Origin of the sequence: Mucilaginibacter corticis (genome assembly GCF_007558865.1) — a bacterium.
Classification (GTDB): Bacteria; Bacteroidota; Bacteroidia; order Sphingobacteriales; family Sphingobacteriaceae; genus Mucilaginibacter; species Mucilaginibacter corticis.
Genome location: NZ_VLPK01000003.1, coordinates 166,933 through 183,673, shown reverse-complemented (window position 1 = coordinate 183,673; position 16,741 = coordinate 166,933). Strand labels below are relative to the sequence as shown.

At 40.3% G+C, this 16,741-nt stretch carries 15 protein-coding genes; 1 reads left to right on the top strand and 14 read right to left on the bottom strand.

Annotated elements, in window-relative coordinates:
* Positions 1 to 8: 8 nt before the first annotated feature.
* From FO440_RS16070 to FO440_RS16045, 6 genes are all read right to left on the bottom strand, one after another.
* On the bottom strand, positions 9 to 902 hold the full coding sequence (locus FO440_RS16070) for a 3-hydroxyacyl-CoA dehydrogenase family protein (RefSeq protein WP_144249310.1): 894 nt from the start codon (positions 900 to 902) through the stop codon (positions 9 to 11).
* Between the two features lie 12 nt (positions 903 to 914).
* On the bottom strand, positions 915 to 1,520 hold the full coding sequence (gene bioD, locus FO440_RS16065) for a dethiobiotin synthase (protein ID WP_144249309.1): 606 nt from the start codon (positions 1,518 to 1,520) through the stop codon (positions 915 to 917).
* On the bottom strand, positions 1,510 to 2,643 hold the full coding sequence (locus FO440_RS16060) for an aminotransferase class I/II-fold pyridoxal phosphate-dependent enzyme (RefSeq protein WP_144249308.1): 1,134 nt from the start codon (positions 2,641 to 2,643) through the stop codon (positions 1,510 to 1,512). Before FO440_RS16060 ends, bioD begins: the two co-directional genes overlap by 11 nt.
* Before the next feature lie 74 nt (positions 2,644 to 2,717).
* Positions 2,718 to 3,089: a hypothetical protein gene (locus tag FO440_RS16055; RefSeq protein WP_144249307.1), complete on the bottom strand. Its 372-nt coding sequence runs from the start codon at positions 3,087 to 3,089 to the stop codon at positions 2,718 to 2,720.
* A gap of 150 nt (positions 3,090 to 3,239) precedes the next feature.
* Positions 3,240 to 3,602: a hypothetical protein gene (locus FO440_RS16050; RefSeq protein ID WP_144249306.1), complete on the bottom strand. Its 363-nt coding sequence runs from the start codon at positions 3,600 to 3,602 to the stop codon at positions 3,240 to 3,242.
* 68 nt (positions 3,603 to 3,670) lie between these two features.
* On the bottom strand, positions 3,671 to 4,444 hold the full coding sequence (locus tag FO440_RS16045; RefSeq protein ID WP_144249305.1) for an XRE family transcriptional regulator: 774 nt from the start codon (positions 4,442 to 4,444) through the stop codon (positions 3,671 to 3,673).
* A gap of 84 nt (positions 4,445 to 4,528) precedes the next feature.
* Between FO440_RS16045 and FO440_RS16040 the strand changes: the two genes are divergently transcribed.
* Positions 4,529 to 4,885, top strand: a complete 357-nt coding sequence (locus FO440_RS16040) for a GIY-YIG nuclease family protein (RefSeq protein WP_144249304.1) — start codon at positions 4,529 to 4,531, stop codon at positions 4,883 to 4,885.
* Here the strand turns inward: FO440_RS16040 and msrB are convergent.
* From msrB to FO440_RS16000, 8 genes are all read right to left on the bottom strand, one after another.
* Positions 4,875 to 5,351 (bottom strand): peptide-methionine (R)-S-oxide reductase MsrB, encoded by a 477-nt coding sequence (msrB, locus tag FO440_RS16035; RefSeq protein WP_144249303.1) that lies wholly within the window; start codon positions 5,349 to 5,351, stop codon positions 4,875 to 4,877. The two genes, FO440_RS16040 and msrB, sit on opposite strands and share 11 nt — an antisense overlap.
* A 76-nt stretch (positions 5,352 to 5,427) precedes the next feature.
* Complete coding sequence (locus tag FO440_RS16030) at positions 5,428 to 6,039, bottom strand: fasciclin domain-containing protein (RefSeq protein WP_144249302.1); 612 nt, start codon at positions 6,037 to 6,039, stop codon at positions 5,428 to 5,430.
* A 36-nt stretch (positions 6,040 to 6,075) separates the two neighbouring features.
* Positions 6,076 to 9,279, bottom strand: coding sequence for a DPP IV N-terminal domain-containing protein (locus tag FO440_RS16025; RefSeq protein ID WP_144249301.1), 3,204 nt, complete (start codon positions 9,277 to 9,279; stop codon positions 6,076 to 6,078).
* A 38-nt stretch (positions 9,280 to 9,317) separates the two neighbouring features.
* Entirely contained in the window at positions 9,318 to 11,633 is a 2,316-nt protein-coding gene (locus FO440_RS16020; RefSeq protein WP_144249300.1) for a penicillin-binding protein 1A, read from the bottom strand.
* 117 nt (positions 11,634 to 11,750) lie between these two features.
* Complete coding sequence (locus tag FO440_RS16015; protein ID WP_144249299.1) at positions 11,751 to 12,089, bottom strand: TfoX/Sxy family protein; 339 nt, start codon at positions 12,087 to 12,089, stop codon at positions 11,751 to 11,753.
* Between the two features lie 14 nt (positions 12,090 to 12,103).
* A complete protein-coding gene (locus FO440_RS16010; RefSeq protein ID WP_144249298.1) occupies positions 12,104 to 14,653 on the bottom strand; it encodes a GH92 family glycosyl hydrolase in 2,550 nt (849 codons plus the stop codon).
* Between the two features lie 64 nt (positions 14,654 to 14,717).
* Positions 14,718 to 15,494, bottom strand: a complete 777-nt coding sequence (locus FO440_RS16005) for an amidohydrolase (RefSeq protein WP_144249297.1) — start codon at positions 15,492 to 15,494, stop codon at positions 14,718 to 14,720.
* Positions 15,495 to 15,552: 58 nt separating this feature from the next.
* Complete coding sequence (locus FO440_RS16000) at positions 15,553 to 16,707, bottom strand: methionine aminotransferase (RefSeq protein ID WP_144249296.1); 1,155 nt, start codon at positions 16,705 to 16,707, stop codon at positions 15,553 to 15,555.
* Between the last annotated feature and the right edge of the window lie 34 nt (positions 16,708 to 16,741).

The window sequence follows — 16,741 nt, the reverse complement described above, 5'->3', positions numbered from 1 at the left end:
GTTTAAAATCAGTGTTTGCTGAACTGGTCTGCTATCACCAGTTCTTTGCTGCCGGGCGTATATTTATAAAACCCGCTGCCTGTTTTCATGCCGAGGTTTTTGTTTGTTACCATATCAACAAGCAAAGGACAAGGTGCATATTTAGCATTATTGAAACCGGTATATAATACATTTAGTATAGCAAGACAAACATCAAGGCCAATAAAATCTGCCAGTTGTAATGGGCCCATGAGGTGGGCCATACCCAGTTTCATTACCGTATCGATTTCTTCAACGCCTGAAACTCCTTCGTGCAAGGTGTAAATAGCTTCATTGATCATCGGCATTAAAATACGGTTAGCTACAAATCCTGGCGCGTCATTTACTTCAACCGGTATTTTATCCAGCTGTTTGGCTAATTGCATGATGATTTTAGTAGTAGCGGCCGAAGTTTCTTTACCCTTTATTACTTCAACCAACTTCATTAAAGGCACCGGGTTCATAAAATGCATCCCGATCACATTCGCCGGGTTTTTTGTTACCGAAGCTATTAATGTAATTGAGATAGATGAGGTATTTGACGCCAGGATAGTATCGGCCTTGCAAATGCTGCTTAACTGTTTAAACAATTCAAGCTTGATATCCTGGTTTTCGGTAGCGGCTTCAATAACCAGGTCGGCATCTTTTACAGCTTCAGCCAGATCTGTGTATGTAATGATCCTTTTTAATGTGTCAGTTTTTAACTGGTCATCTATAGTTCCTTTTTTTACCTGCTTATCAAGATTTACAGCAATGGTTTGCAAGGCCCGTTGCAAAGCCTCGGAATTAATGTCAACTAAAGCAACATCAAAGCCGTATTGCGCAAACGAGTGGGCTATGCCATTACCCATTGTGCCGGAACCTATTACTGCAATTTTTTTCATAGCGGTATTTTATTATAAACTTACCTTTTCTGCGGCTATATTTTCTTTGCTTATATCTTTAATCTGCGGGATATGTATCGTTTTACAATTTGCGTATTTTGTGATAATATCTTCTGAGTATTCATCCCCGTCGCCATTAAATATGATCGCTTTTACAGGTATGTTCCTGTTGTTTAACGCATCTAACGATAGTAATGTGTGATTTATGCTGCCCAAATAATGTTTCACAACCAATATTACATCAGCATTAAGTTGTTTTATCAGGTCGATCATTAAAAAATCATTGTTTAACGGCACCATTAAACCGCCGGCTCCTTCAATGAGCAATTGGTTATCAGTAACCGGTATGCTAAATTTTTCAGGATCAATAACAATGCCATCCAGTGCAGCCGACTTATGCGGCGAATAAGGCTGCGTTAACCGGTAAGTTTCAGGGTGAAATGTGGTTTTTGAATTTGAAACCAGGCTTTTTACTTTTAAAGTGTCGCTGTTATCCAGATCACCTGATTGTACGGGTTTCCAGTAATCGGCTTGTAAACTCTCCACCAATATTGCAGATACGATGGTTTTACCAATACCTGTGTCTATCCCGGTTATAAATAACGGCTTATTGCTCATTTAGCAGGTGATTAATTTTATTTGTCAATTGAATAATTTGATCGGCAGTGTTGAATGAATGAATGCAAATCCTTATCCGTTCGCTGCCTTGCGGTATGGTAGGGCTCATTATCGCGCGAATGTCAAAACCACTATTGTGTAAATGTGCGGCTGTTTCTACAGCTTTTTGATTGCTTTTTAACAAGATGCATTGTATGGAGCTATCACTGTCAATCAGCGAGTATGAGCTTTCTGACGATATTTTAAGTGCTTGTTTAAACAGATCAATATTATAACGTAATGTGGCTACTTGCTCACCTGAAGACTGTAAAAAAGAACATGAAACTTTTATACACACCAATTGGTGAAACGGGGCTGCAGTAGTATAAATAAAAGAGCGTGCAAAATTGATCAGGTATTCGCGTAACAAATTGCTGCCCAATATAACAGCGCCGTGGCAACCTAATGCCTTGCCGAATGTAACTGTGCGGGCGAATACCCTGTCCTGCAAACCTGATTGCGTGGCAATACCTGTTTGATAAAGGCCAACTGCATGTGCTTCATCAACTATTAAATTCGCGTTATATTTTTCTGTCAATGATAATATTTCAGCAAGGGGAGGAGTATCACCATCCATGGAATATACGCTCTCTACAACAACATAAATTATTCCTTTGGCGTTTTGCAGTTTGGCCTCCAAAGCGGCAAGGTCATTATGTTTAAATGTGTAGCGGTTGGCGTGGCTTAGTCGTGAGCCGTCAATTACAGACGCATGAATCAGTTCGTCTGTGATGATGGTGTCACCGCGCTGAGGTAGCGAAGATAACAAACCAACGTTGGCATCGTAACCAGAATTAAATAATAAAGCGGCTTCTGACTTAAATAGAGCGGCAATCTCCTTTTCTAAGGTTTCTGTATAAGCAAGGTTGCCTGATATTAACCTTGACCCGGTAGATCCGTTAAGGTTAAAATAATTTGATACTTCTTCGTCAATCTTACTTTTAAGAACCGGCGAACGTGCAAAACCCAGGTAATCGTTCGAGCAAAAATCTGCTAGCTTATTTTCAGGTTTAAGCGTTCTGTAACTGCCCGACTGCTGCCTGTCCGAAAGCCTGTTTTTGATATAATTTTCTGCGGATGTCAACTCAAAAAAATTTCAGCTAAAATAAAGAAAGCCCCGGTTTTATCGGAGCTTTCTTTATTAATATGATTTTACAATTAGTTACTGCCTTGCATTTGCGCTTTCATTTGTGCCGCACGCTCGTCAACTATTTTTTGATATGCTTTTGCCTGCTCATCTGTTAGTACAGCTTTGATCTTTGCATTGGTGGCAGGCATCATTTTCATCATTCCGGCCATCATAGCTTGTCTGTCGCCATTTGCTGCGGTCCTTATGCTATCTCTTTTTTTACCAGCTTCGGTATAAATAGCAGTAATTTTTGTTGCCTGGTCATCTGTTATGCCGGTTATTTTTTCTTTTAGCTGGTCGGTTTGTTCTTTGGGTGTCATTCTCATTCTGCCGCCGCCCTGGGCCAGGCTAACTGCGCTTGCGCCAATTACAAAAGCGCATACTAATACTAATTTTTTCATTTCGGTATGTTTTGGTTTGTTGTTTAATTAAAGGTAGATAGTAATATACCTAATAAGCAATGTGTAACTTAATTGTTGCTGTCGTTTAAGTGAGATTTTCACAAAACAAAAAAGCGACCCGAAAGTCGCTTTTTAATTATGCAATTATTTTTAATTGCCACCTTGTTGTCTTGCAGCCATCCTGGCGGCTAATTGTTTTTTATACATAGCAGCCTGATCAGGCGTTAAAATAGCCATTATTTTATCATTGGTAGCTTTTCTTAACGCAGCTTGTGCAGGCCTCATAGCTGATTTGTCGCCGCCGGTGTTTGCCGCTCTTAAACTATCCTGCGATTTTGCCTGTGCTGCAAAAATTGCTGTTGCTTTTGTAACCTGGTCACTGGTTAATGATAACGAATCTTTCAATCTGGCTGTCATTTGCTCAGGTGTTTGTCTTTGCCTGCCGCCACCCTGGGCGAAACTAAGCGCGCTAATCCCCAATACGAAAGCGCATACTAATACTAATTTTTTCATTTTTCTTTAGATTTAATGTGAGGTTTTGATAAAGATAAATGACTAAGGTTTAATATTATATATGTAACTTAATTGTTGCCTTCAAGTTTAGCTATAGATCGCTGCATCTGCGCCATCATATTGGTAAGGCTTTCCATTGTCGGCTCAGGTGCAGGCAGGGGCAGGTGTGTAGATATGTATGCTTTTGCTTTCCAAACCTCTAAAATATCCTCGCCATTAATTTCATAAGGTTCATATACCGGGTTGTCAGATACCAGTTTCAGTTTTTTGTTATCCTTAAACTTATTGCCGATACGCTTATACACCACGCCATCGTTTTTCGAGATGATAACATAAGTTTCAGAAGCTTTGATGTCGCCCCAATTCTCTACGTACTCGCCTATAATAGTGGTGCCTGAAACCAGCGGTAACATTGAGTCGCCTTTTATTTCAAAACCACGGTAAGTGCCTTGTTTAAACATAGGCAGGTATAGTTTAGGTAATTGTGCTACGTATTCCGGGTCGGCATAGCCGTTCATGTATCCCGCGCTGGCTTTTAACGGAACCATTTCAATATTCTCATTATCTTCTTTATCTACAGAGATACTAAGCACACGTAAACCTGCCTGGTTGGGCTTGGGTTTTGCCAGAAATTTATCGTCGATAGTTTCATTTATAAAATCGTCCACCGTTATATCAAAAAATAATGCTATATTTTTTAGCAAATCATATTTAGGTTCGGCTCTTTCTTCTTCATAAGCGCCAACCAATGATCTTTTTATACCTACCTGATCTGCAAACTGTTGCTGTGTTAAGCCTTTCTTTTTCCTAAGAAATTTAATATTTGATGAAATTTTTGTCATAAAATTTGCATTTGCTAAAATAGTTAGTATTTTTATGCTCATAAAATTAGTAATTATTTTTTAAACAGCAAATTTTATTATCAAATGAAACGCTTTATCTATATCATTACCGACAGAAACAGGAACAATTTACACGTAGGGCTTTGTTCAGATCTATTAAAAACACTGAAATTTTATGGCGAAATGCCTACGCTTTTTTTCGATAGCGCACAGCAACTAAATAGATTAGTATATTTTGAGGAGATCAATTCTGAAGAATTGGCAATGGAACGCTTTAAAACTGTAAGCACTTACACAAGGCCCCAAAAAGAAAAAATGATCAGACCTGTAAACCCTGATTGGGTAGATCTGACCATTGGATTAAACTTTGAAAGCGGCGTACGTACCAGGCCGCAGTTGCGCCCGTCTATCAACTCGCGCCGTAGTTCAGTTACTTTTTAATGAATTTGAGCGCGCCGGAGTTCATGCAATACCTTTTGCCGCCCCTGTCTGCAGGGCCGTCGTCAAAAACATGGCCCAGGTGTAAGCCCGTACTACGTTCAATAACTTCTTCGCGTGTTTCGCCGAAGCTGTTATCGACAACTATTTTAATTTTTTTCATATCAACCGGCTTAACAAAGCTTGGCCAGCCGGTGCCGCTATCGTATTTATCGTCCGAGCTAAATAATATGTCTCCCGTAGCCGCACTTGCATAAACACCTTTCTGGTGATTATCGTAATACGCATTATGGTAAGGTGGTTCGGTACCACTCTCAACCATGATGTGATAAGCATTCGCGTCCAATTGTCTTTTCCACTCGGCGGCAGGTTTGCTTAACCTTTTTTCATTGACTTGTCCGTTGCTGTTTTGGCAACCAAATGCCGTAACTGCAAATAGTGTGACTATTGCTAAAACTGATCTTTTCATTTCTGTAGTTTTTTTGTAGGATTATAACTGAAACTACGTAATAATATTTTAATCGGTTTGTCACCGCTATGACACCTTAAATGGTTTTAAATTTAGGCACCAGCACACCCGTGATGATATGGATCATGCCGTTACTTTGTTCAAGGTCAAAACGGCTTATTATACTTTCACCACCATGTTCGTCAATCAAAACAATATTGCGGTTGGTATCTAACCGAGCCATTAGTTTGCTGCCGGTAATGGTAGTAAAAGTTGCCAGGCCTTTGTTGGTATTTATCTGATGCACAATATCCCTTGAGGTAACCTTGCCTGCAAGTGTATGATAAGTGATCATAGCTATCAAGTCATATTTGCGCTGTGGTGTGAGTAGCGTATCCAACTTACAGGATGTCAGATTATTAAATGCCTGGTTATTTGGTGCAAATACGGTTATGGGTCCCTGGCTTGTTAATGTTTCACTTAAACCGGTAGCTTTTATTACTTTATAAAAATTGCTTAACTCGGGTGAAGCGGAAATATTTGTAATAATATTATTAGTAGCCAACATAGCGGCACCCTCTGTCTGTTTTAGCGAAGATCCGGATAACTTAGATGTCTGTTTAACTGTTGAATCTGTATTTATTGTTGTTTGGGCAAATAACACAGCCCCGTTTAGTAGTAAACCTATTAAAAAAACTAACTTCCTCATGAACCTATAACCCCAAAATCACTTTTATGTTTAAAATTACCAACCCGGAGTAAACCCTAATCCTATAACTGGCTTACCCACATCAGTGCGGTTAAATGGTATTGCAGCGTAAGGCTCCAGCACAAAATAACCAAAAATGTTTATCCTTAACGACAATCCTAAACTGGTTGCAGGTACTTTTGAATAAATATTTGTTGTTTGCGGTATGCCTTTGTCATCTAATATAGGTTTACCTGTTATATCAACAAGTGGTTTTGTACCTAAAATAGAAGGGTTTGATTTAAATTCAACCTTATCACCGGCACTCCAGGCTAAGCCGGCGTCGAAAAATAGGTTCAAATCAGTAAATAAAAACTTTGATTTGATCTGTGCTAATTTTTCGGGCCCTGTAAATGGTAACCTGACTTCGAAATTAGCAACTGCCATTCTATCACCTGACAGTTGATTTATCGTAAAATTATTAGTTGGCGTTTTATTATTGGTTCCATAAAAAGTCTGTGCCTCATACCCGCGTATCCAAAAAGGATAACCTATAAATAATGGATAAAGGCCGCTATTGTTATTTGATGATGCTCCAAACCTGCCGTAGCCATATAAACGCGCAGCAAAGGTAACCGGTGCTACACGCACATATTTTCTAACATCAATTGTAGGTGCAAAAAATTTATATGTACCCATATCTATTTCGCCCTCTATTCGATAACGAAATCCGTCAAGAGGAGCAGCTACACCGAAAAAAGAGTTATCGCCAATAAGTGAAGCATTTACTTGATAAGTGGTAAATGGAATTAGGGCAGTACCCGTATTTGAGGGATCTGTGTTATAAGTTTGGTTTGATATATGATTCTTTTGATTATCAATGAACTTGCCGGACGTATCGTAGAATGTACTGTACCGGTCAACCCTGTAATAATATCGGGAAAGCCCTCCGCCAAACTCGATTCTGGTTGATTTAGAAAGCGGGTAGGATGTAAACAAAGATGCCTGATCCTGAAAAATGCGTATAATATCAAACCGCTCTTCGGTAACCGGTATCGTTTTGTTATTGAAAATATGCGTGGTATTAACAACATTATAATTTGCAAATTGGTATGGAATATGCGATAAGCCGCCACCCCAGTTCCATCGGCCTTCCTGGTTGATATAAATAACCTGTGCCCCAAAATCATATATTTCGCCATTTATAGCAGCGCCTGCATAGATCTGATTGCGGCCCAAAATATCGCTGAATATACCCTGAACACCACTGGCTAATCCACCGTTACCATATGAGCTTACTGATACACCAACACCGCTACTCGCCAAATAATCCAATTTGAACTTTGGCTTATAGGGTTGATTTTTAATCGAATCGGTCGGGATCTTTTGATAAGCTAAATAATTTTTAAGATTAGAGTTGATCAGATCGACTCCGACTGCACGGGCAGGCGGCAGCATGGCAGCGTCGAAATTAGTTTCTGCACCGCCAACAGTTTTCGGGGTAAATTCGGATGCCTTTGCATTATATAACGAGTATTTTTGAGCACGATAATAGGAGTAAACAATATCATTATTAGCTGATATACTTAAAGCCGGCGAAAATTCTGTTATACCGCAAATACCGGTAAATAAATCCGTCATCTGCTCGGTTTTACCGCTGGAAATATTATAGCGGTACATATTACGGAAACCATCGCGGTTAGACAGGAAATAGATCTCGCTGCCGTCTGACGAATATTGTGGGTTTAAATTATTTGCCCCGTTAAATACAGGTATATCGGTTATCTTACCCGTAGCCAGATCATATTCTGCCAGGTTAAAAGTTATGTCCTGCGATAATGTGCGATCATAAGTTGTACGGTCACTTGCGAAGACGATCTTTTTGCCATCCCTTGAAAAACTTGGCTGGTAATCTGAATACTTATCATTAGTTAACTGCGTGACTTTTTTCGAGTTGAAGTTATATAGGTATAGATCTACTTGGCCTTCTGATAATCCCTGGAAAACTATTTCATCACCTTTAGGCGACCATGACAGGTTACTGAACTGTTCGGCCTTTTCCATTGAGACATCCTCAAGTATACGCCCGCTTGGTACTTCAACCACCAGCATCCGGTTTCTGCCCTTGTTGAATACGCTGAACGCAAACTTCTTACCATCCGGCGACCACGTACCCGCTGATTCAATAAAGTTAAACTCGTCGATATGGGTGTTCGATACTTTACTGGTGAGCTTTTTGATGACTACACCTGTTTTTGCATCGGCCAAAAAGAGGTCTATTGTAAACAGGTTCTTTTCGGATAAAAAAGCCAGATACTTGCCATCAGGGCTTATGGCAGGGGCCACGTTCATTTTACCTGAATTTTTATCGCTTACAATTAGCTGACCTACAGGCTTTTGTACTGTATCTTTTAAATAAGGCTTGTAGGTATTTTCAATCGAGGTTTTCCAAAGTTGTGACAGCGTTTTATCATCATAGCCAAAAGTGCGCCTTATACCGTATGACAAGCCAAAGCGTGCTGTGTTTTTAAAAAAAGGTGTGATAATAGTATCGCCATAAGTCGATCCTATAAAACTCCAGAACGCCTCGCCGTATCGATAAGGGAAGTATTTATTGCTCTCGGTAAGGTCTTTAACTGTGGGGATATCATGATTCAGGTAAGCATCGCGCATCCACATGGCGGTGTACGAGTCTTTTTTACCCAATGAAAGATACTCGGCCATACCCTCGATCATCCATAACGGGAGATTGTTAATATTCTCGTATTGATTATCTTCTTTCCCCAACAGCAAATGATATTGAAAGGCGTGAACCAATTCGTGGCCGATTACGTGCCTGGTCATTTGATTATTTTCCATAACCGGCATAACCACGCGGTTCTTCAAACCTTCGGTGATACCGCCCGTGCCCACATCTATTTCGCCATCAATAGCCGTAGTTTGCTGGAAATCGGGGTGATTGGCATACAGGATAATAGGATTAGCATTTCTAAACGTATCCCTGAAAACCTGCTGGTGTAGGGTGTACCACAATTCGCTTTCCTGTGCAAAGCGTTTGATCATACTATCGTTTTTCAGATAGTAATAGATCTCGAAATGCGGGGTTTTATAAACCTTGAATTTAAGGTTCTTGTAGCGCACTTTATTTTGCCCGAAATATTGCGCTTTAGAAAACGGACTATTTAGCAACAAGCCGATAAAGCAAATTAAAATAAATGAATATTTTTTTACCTTATTTATAGGGGAGAAGTTGCTATCCATAAATTCTAATAAATCGCGGCTAATTTACTAAATCATATTTAATTTACCTGTTGCTCGCCGGGCGGTTTTGGATCGGTGTTCTGAAAACCGTTTACTGTATCCAAAGGCATTTTTAAACTATCATTAGCAGTTGTATCGGCAGAGATCCTTGGAGATGGGCAATCATAACTTTTGGTAATTTTTGTCCATGGTTTTGGGAATGGCCCATAAGTATAACCTGATTGCTTATCAGCATATACTCTTTCCATAAAACTACCGAATATCGGTAACGCGGTGTGTGATCCTTCACCACTTTCAGAAGTGTTAAAATGAACGCTACGGTCATCGGCACCTACCCAAATCCCGGTAACCAGGTCCTTAGTAATACCCATATACCAGCCATCAACATAGTCAGACGAAGTGCCGGTTTTACCGCCAATCTGGTTGTCTTTTTTCCATAAACCGTTGTACTCCCACAATGCCTGCGATGTTCCGCCCGGTTCTTCCATACCACCCCTAAACATGTAGAGCATCAGCCATGCAACCTCTTCACTTATGGCGCGTTCTGTTTTCAAAACAAACTCCTGTATAGTGTTTCCGTCATGATCGGTTATTTTGGTAACCAACAGCGGGTCAATTTTTTCGCCTTTATTCAGGAAGGTACTGTAAGCGCGTACCATTTCATATACAGAGACATCGTTTGATCCTAATGAAACAGAAGGGACTGCTTTTAAGGGGCTTTCAATACCGCATTTGTGCGCATAGCTTACGATTTTATCCCAGCCTACTTTTTCGGTGAGTTGTGCTGTGATTGAATTTACAGATTTACCCATAGCCCAGCGTAATGACATCTCCTGGTAACTGAAATGGAAATCGGCATTGTTTGGCGCCCAAACCTGGTCTTTGCCTTCGTCGGTATATTTTATAGAAACTGGTTGGTCTGTAAACTTGTCGCATGGCGAATAACCATTGTCCAAAGCTGTTAAGTAAGCAAAAGGTTTAAATGTTGAACCAGCCTGTCTTTTTGCCTGGTTTACGTGGTCATAATTAAAGTATTTATGGTTGATACCGCCCACCCAGACTTTAATTTTTCCGCTTGACGGCTCAATGGTCATCATACCGGTGTTTAATATACGGGTATAGTATTTTATAGAATCGACACTTGAAAAAGTAGTGTCTTTTTCACCTTTCCAGGTAAATACTTTCATGCGTTTAGGCGTTTCAAAGTATTTATTTACCTGTGTCATGTCGCCGTGATATTTGGCTAACAATAATTTATAGATAGGCAAATGCTGCTCAGCTTTAGGTAAAAAATCTACGATCTCAACTCCTTTCGAATCGCGCCAAGGGTTTTTGATTCCCCAGATATTATCAAAACGCTTTTGCAGCATTTTCATTTTTTCGGCAACGGCTTCTTCTGCATACTCCTGCAAACGCGAATCGATGGTGGTATAGATCTTTAAACCGTCCTCATAAAGATCATAATCATTGTCTTTACACCATTTTTTTAACCAGCGTTCAACTGCCTCACGGATATAAGAATCGCCATGCGAATCATTTTCAACATAACTTAAATTCAAACCGAGGGGCATTTTACTATAATTGTCAAACTCGGCTTTGGTCAGGTAATTATATTTCTCCATTTGCCCCAATACGGTATTTCTTCTTTCAAGAGACCGGTCAGGGTTATTGATGGGGTTATAAGTTGACGTTGCTTTAAGCATACCGATCAGCGTAGCTGCTTCGGCAGGGGTAACGGCATCAGGTGTTTTATCAAAGAATTTTAATGTTGCAGTTTTGATACCGAAAGAGTTGTTACCAAAGGGAACAGTATTTAAATAAAGTGTCAGGATCTCTTCTTTATTATAAATGTGCTCAATTTTATAAGCAGTTAACCATTCTTTACATTTTGAGATCAGCGTACGCAAAACAGGTACGTGCCGTAGCAAGCCCTGCGATTTTCTTTTACGGGTAGAGAAAAGGTTTTTTGCCAGCTGTTGGGTAATGGTACTGCCGCCGCGTTTATCGCCTTTGGCAGTAGAAAGGACACTGGTTAAAAACGAATAAAAATCAACACCGCCATGCTTGTAAAACCTTACATCTTCTGTAGCTACCAACGCGTGTACAATGCTTGGCGAGATCTCTTTATATTCAACCGGCGAGCGATTTTCATGATAGTATTCGCCAATCAATTTACCATCGGCAGTATATACCTGCGAGCCAACAGACATACTTGGTGTTTTAATGTCCTGCATATCAGGCGTGTAGCCAAACAGCCAAAGAAAGTTTAACTCAACAGCACAAAAGAAAATAATAACAGAATAGATAAAGATGACAAAGTATCTCAGGTATCGGTTTTTTATACGTCTGAACATTCGGTAAAGATGTAAAATTATTGGCTCAAAATAATGGCCGGTTTGTAAATACGTAACAACGCAATTTTAATATTAAAATTTCATAAGCAAAGCTTTGTAACGGCTATTTTAGAGATTTTACTTTTTGCTTGCTTTGGCAAATTTGTTAAATGATAGGGCTTTGCTTATCCAACTGTCAAACTCTTTTTTTGTTTTCATGGCCTCATTGCTTACAAACACAAAGTCTTTTAATGTTTTACCGTTGCGGATCATCCCGCGTACGCCGTTTAACTCCAATGCGTCAACGTATTCGGGACCTATGCGGCAAAGCATTTCATTTTGACTGGCGCAAACACACATCTTGCCGTTAACCATAAAACAGAGCCCGCGAAACATCTTCTTTTCTTCAACGTCAGTAATATTATGTGCAGCTAATGCTTCTCTTATTTTATCCGCTAATTGTTCGTCGTAGGCCATAATAACTTCTTTAATTAAAAATGCGCTTCTGTAATAAAACTTGATTTTCCGTTTTTAACCGCAATAGCTTTAATTGTTGTTTTTGCCGTTACCGGGATAGGTTTGCTATACACGTTTGATGAAGTGGTAGGAACAGACCCATCCATAGTATAATAAATAACGTTGGCCTCAATATCATTACTTCTGATCTCGGCATGCGTTGGAGGGGCAAATGTATTTAATAAGGTAATAACCGGGTTAGGTACAATCAGATCATCAGTAATCGCTGAAACCGGTTTTTCAAGGTCTTGCATAAATATTTTATTAGCTAAACGACCGGCGTAAACCTCAAAATCTCCGCCGTTGGCTATGTCCGCATAGTCAAGGTATAATTTGTCGTACGACTTTTTGTTCAGGTTCATGCCCTGCAGATAGATGTTATTACGCGCTACAGAAGCCCCGGAGTTGAGGATGGTGAATTTTTTTCCATTTTCAAGATTTATAACCGCTTTATCAAATTGCGGCAAACCAATTTGAAATTGTTGCTGACCCGGGGCGATATTATAGATCCCTAACGAACTCATTACATACCATGCCGACATTTGCCCGCAATCATCGTTACCGGCCAATCCATCGGGTTTATTGCTGTATTGTTCGCTTAATATTTTGTTGATGAAAAACTGTGTATTGTCGGCATCATCTGTGAAATTAAACAAATAAGCCATATGATGACTTGGCTCGTTACCGTGCGCGTATTGGCCTATCAGGCCGGTAATGTCTGATGTTTCGGTACCTGTTAATGGGGCAGTGGTAGTGAATAGTTCATTCAGGCTCGATTTAAATTTAGCCATGCCGCCCATACGGTTGATCAGTCCGTTTACATCTTGTGGTGCCAGAAAGGTATATTGCCAGGCATTACCTTCCACATAGTTCTTATTAACATCAGTAGGGTTAAAAGGCTTAAACCAATCGCCGTTTACCCGGGCTTGTACAAAGCCATTATCTTTATTCTGCACGTTTTTCCAATACTGCGCGCGCTGTATAAATTCCGCGTAATCCTGTAACTTGTTCAACATTTTTGCCATTTGGGCTATACACCAGTCGTCATATGCATATTCTAATGTTTTTGAAACAGATTCTTTGTTGTTATCGCCTAAAACCAATCCGTTATTACGATAAGAATCCAAACCAAATTGATTGCGGTTAACCGAGGCCTTCATGGCAGCAAACGCTTTTTCGGCATCAAAGTCCCTGATGCCTTTTGCATAGGCATCAACAATAACCGGGATAGAATGATTGCCTATCATACAATAGGTTTCGTTTGACGCTAATGACCAGATTGGAAGTAAACCCTGCTGGTCATAAATAGCCAGGAAACTTTTTACAAAATCAAGCGTACGTTTTTTGTCTATTAAGGTAAGCAGCGGATGTTCTGCCCTGAAAGTATCCCACAAAGAAAACACTGTATAATAATCAAATCCATCTGCTGTATGGATCTTTTGATCCATGCCACGGTACTGACCATCAACATCACTGTAGATATTTGGCGATAACATACTGTGGTATAAAGCAGTATAAAATATGATGCGCTTGATTTTACCATAATCAATCGGTTCAGATTTTTTACCTGCTGGTCGGCTATCACTATTTGCCATCGCGTCGGCAGCTTGTTGTTGTTCTTGTTGTGAAGAGGGGCCGCCGCCTTCAACCTCAATTTTTGCAAGCGCGTTTATCCAGGTGGTTTTAGCGGCTTTTAAAACTTTTTTGAAGTCAAAGTCGGGTATTTCTGCGTCAAGATTTTTCAAAGCGCCTTCAGTGCCTACGGCTGATATGCCCACTTTAGATACAACTTCACCAGGATTATCAAACTGGATATAAAGCTTAATGTTTTTTCCTTCGGCTTTTTTTAAACCGGTTTGTAGCTGGTCATTAACAGCTATGCCGTACGTTTTAAACGGCTTTGAAAATTTGGCATAAAAGTAAACATGCTGATCTTTAGCCCAGCTTCTCGATTCGCGGTAGCCGCGGATCTCGTGGTCATTAATGATCTCGATCCATGAATTTAAAACCTGGTCATGGTGTTTAAGGTCGATAATAATATTAGCCCGTTCTGTTGATGGATAGGTATACTTATGCATCCCTGCACGGGTAGTAGCAGTTAGCTCTACATCAATGTTATACTTATCAAGCCTGGTCTTGTAAAAGCCGGGAGATGCAAATTCATTTTTTTTCTTGAAAGGCGAACTATAATCTTTGTTGTTAAACTGCGGTGTGCCTGTGGTGGGCATAAACAAGATATCGCAATAATCAAAAATACCGGTACCGCTTAAATGAGTATGCGAAAAGCCATAAACCACAGAATCTGTATAGTGATAGCCTGAGCAGCCATCCCAGCCCTCTAACCTCGTATCGGGGCTTAACTGAACCATTCCAAATGGCATCACCGCACCCGGATAAGTGTGGCCGTGGCTGCCGGTACCTATAAAAGGATCAACGTAGGACGTGTAATCTTTTTTCTTTTGCGCCGATGCATTAAGACTGACAACCAACACGGCTAAAAATAAGACACGGGAAACTTTTATCACTTTGCGAATATTAATTGGAACGCAAATTACTAATTAAGCAGAGATCTATAAGAAAATCAGCAGGCTAAAGCAGTGTAAACTCGTCGGCATCTTTCAGGAAAGGCATAGCACGACGCGTTTTTTGAATTTCATCGGCTACTATGGTAAATGTATAAACATCTTCCTCGTCGCGTTTGTAATAAACCACATTACCATTAGGGTCTATACAGGTCGAGTCGCCAGAATGATACACTTCATTACCATCGTGCCCCACACGGTTAACCCCAATAACATAAGCCTGATTTTCGACGGCACGGGCCGGGATCAATGTGCGCCAGTGTAAAGCCCTGCGTTCGGGCCAGTTGGCTACTATTAAAAGCAGATCATAAGTTTCTTTTACATTTCGCATCCAAACCGGGAAACGCAGGTCATAGCAGATCATTGGGCAGATCTTCCAGCCCTTCAGTTCAACTATTAACTTTTTAGTGCCTGCGGTGTAAGTATGATGTTCTTTACCCAGTGCAAAGAGATGCCTTTTGTCATAATAATTGCAGGTGCCTTCGGGCAGCATCCATATTAAACGGTTGTAGTATTTACCTTTTTCGGCAATGATCAGACTGCCGGTAACCACGCAATCATATTGTTTGGCTATTTTATGCATCCACTGCATGGTTTTACCGCCCATGGGCTCAGCCAGTTCTGACGCGTTCATGGTAAAGCCGGTGTTAAACATTTCGGGTAGTATGATCAGATCAGTTTTTTCGCGAATACCAGATAGCCGCAAGGCAATGTTTTGCAGATTTTGGTCTATTTTTTCCCAAAACAGATATCCCTGAAAAGATGTGATCTTTAAATTCTCCATAGCAAATATTGTAACGGCTTTAATTGGTTTAACTAATAACTAATACGCAATTTCTGCATTAAAGTTTAAAATCTAACAATCTATTAACGGCATCATCCAATGTTTCTTGCTTTTTGGCGAAACAAAATCGCAAAACACGATGATCTGTACCCTTTGTGTAAAACACAGAAGTAGGGATACAAGCCACCCCGGCTTCTTTTGTTAACCTTAAAGCAAATGTAGTGTCACTCTCATCTGTGAGGTGCCCGTATTTAACTGATTGAAAGTATGATCCGCTTGATGGTAACAGCTCAAATTGCGTTGCAGCCAGCCCGTTCCTGAAGTGATCTCTTTTTTGCTGGAAAAAGGCCGGGAGGTTTAAATAAGTGTCTTCATTTTTTAAATATTCGGCTATGGCATATTGTACGGCAGAGTTTACGCTGAAAACCAAAAACTGGTGGATCTTTTTAAACTCGTGCATCAAATAAGCAGGGGCAAGGCAATAGCCAACCTTCCAGCCGGTGGCATGAAATAACTTACCAAACGATGCTACTATAAAGCTGCGTTGCCGTAATTCGGGGTAACGGGCCATGCTATGATGTACTTCGCCATCATAAATCAAATGTTCATATACCTCGTCGCTCAGTATAAAAATATTCTGGTTTTTTACAATCGCGCTTAGTTCGTTAATATCCTGTTCATGCAAAATGGTTGCCGTAGGGTTATGCGGCGAATTAAGGATGATCAGCTTTGTACGGTTATTGATCAGTTTTTTTACCATGGCCCAGTCGATACGGTAATTGTTACCCGGCTCAAGTTCCAATGATTTAACAACACCACCCATTAATTTAATGGCAGGGGCATAGCAATCAAACGCAGGTTCAAAAACAATTACCTCATCATTTGGATGAACTATAGCGCTAATGGCGGTAAATATTGCCTGCGTACCACCTGCGGTAATGGTTATTTCCGTATCCGGATCATAACTGGCTCCGTATAATTTCTGTGTTTTGTAAGCTATTTGGTTGCGTAATGCTTTTACGCCTGCCATAGGCGCATATTGATTATGGCCATCTTTCATGGCTTTATTAACCAGCTCGATCAGTTCGGGCGAACAATCATAATCAGGGAAGCCTTGTGAAAGATTAATGGCACCAACTTCTGCCGCCAGTGCAGACATGGTGGTAAATATGGTAGTGCCCACTTGGGGTAGTTTAGATGTAATAGTACTCATGTTTGGCTAAAGTAAGCAAAACCATTTAAACCAT

Coding starts and splice junctions, on each gene's coding strand:
- FO440_RS16070 (WP_144249310.1), bottom strand. CDS start 902: ATGAAAAAAATTGCAGTAATAGGTTCCGGCACAATGGGTAATGGCATA.
- FO440_RS16025 (WP_144249301.1), bottom strand. CDS start 9,279: ATGGATAGCAACTTCTCCCCTATAAATAAGGTAAAAAAATATTCATTT.
- FO440_RS16000 (WP_144249296.1), bottom strand. CDS start 16,707: ATGAGTACTATTACATCTAAACTACCCCAAGTGGGCACTACCATATTT.
- FO440_RS16055 (WP_144249307.1), bottom strand. CDS start 3,089: ATGAAAAAATTAGTATTAGTATGCGCTTTTGTAATTGGCGCAAGCGCA.
- msrB (WP_144249303.1), bottom strand. CDS start 5,351: ATGAAAAGATCAGTTTTAGCAATAGTCACACTATTTGCAGTTACGGCA.
- FO440_RS16020 (WP_144249300.1), bottom strand. CDS start 11,633: ATGTTCAGACGTATAAAAAACCGATACCTGAGATACTTTGTCATCTTT.
- FO440_RS16040 (WP_144249304.1), top strand. CDS start 4,529: ATGAAACGCTTTATCTATATCATTACCGACAGAAACAGGAACAATTTA.
- FO440_RS16005 (WP_144249297.1), bottom strand. CDS start 15,494: ATGGAGAATTTAAAGATCACATCTTTTCAGGGATATCTGTTTTGGGAA.
- FO440_RS16015 (WP_144249299.1), bottom strand. CDS start 12,089: ATGGCCTACGACGAACAATTAGCGGATAAAATAAGAGAAGCATTAGCT.
- bioD (WP_144249309.1), bottom strand. CDS start 1,520: ATGAGCAATAAGCCGTTATTTATAACCGGGATAGACACAGGTATTGGT.
- FO440_RS16050 (WP_144249306.1), bottom strand. CDS start 3,602: ATGAAAAAATTAGTATTAGTATGCGCTTTCGTATTGGGGATTAGCGCG.
- FO440_RS16030 (WP_144249302.1), bottom strand. CDS start 6,039: ATGAGGAAGTTAGTTTTTTTAATAGGTTTACTACTAAACGGGGCTGTG.
- FO440_RS16045 (WP_144249305.1), bottom strand. CDS start 4,444: ATGACAAAAATTTCATCAAATATTAAATTTCTTAGGAAAAAGAAAGGC.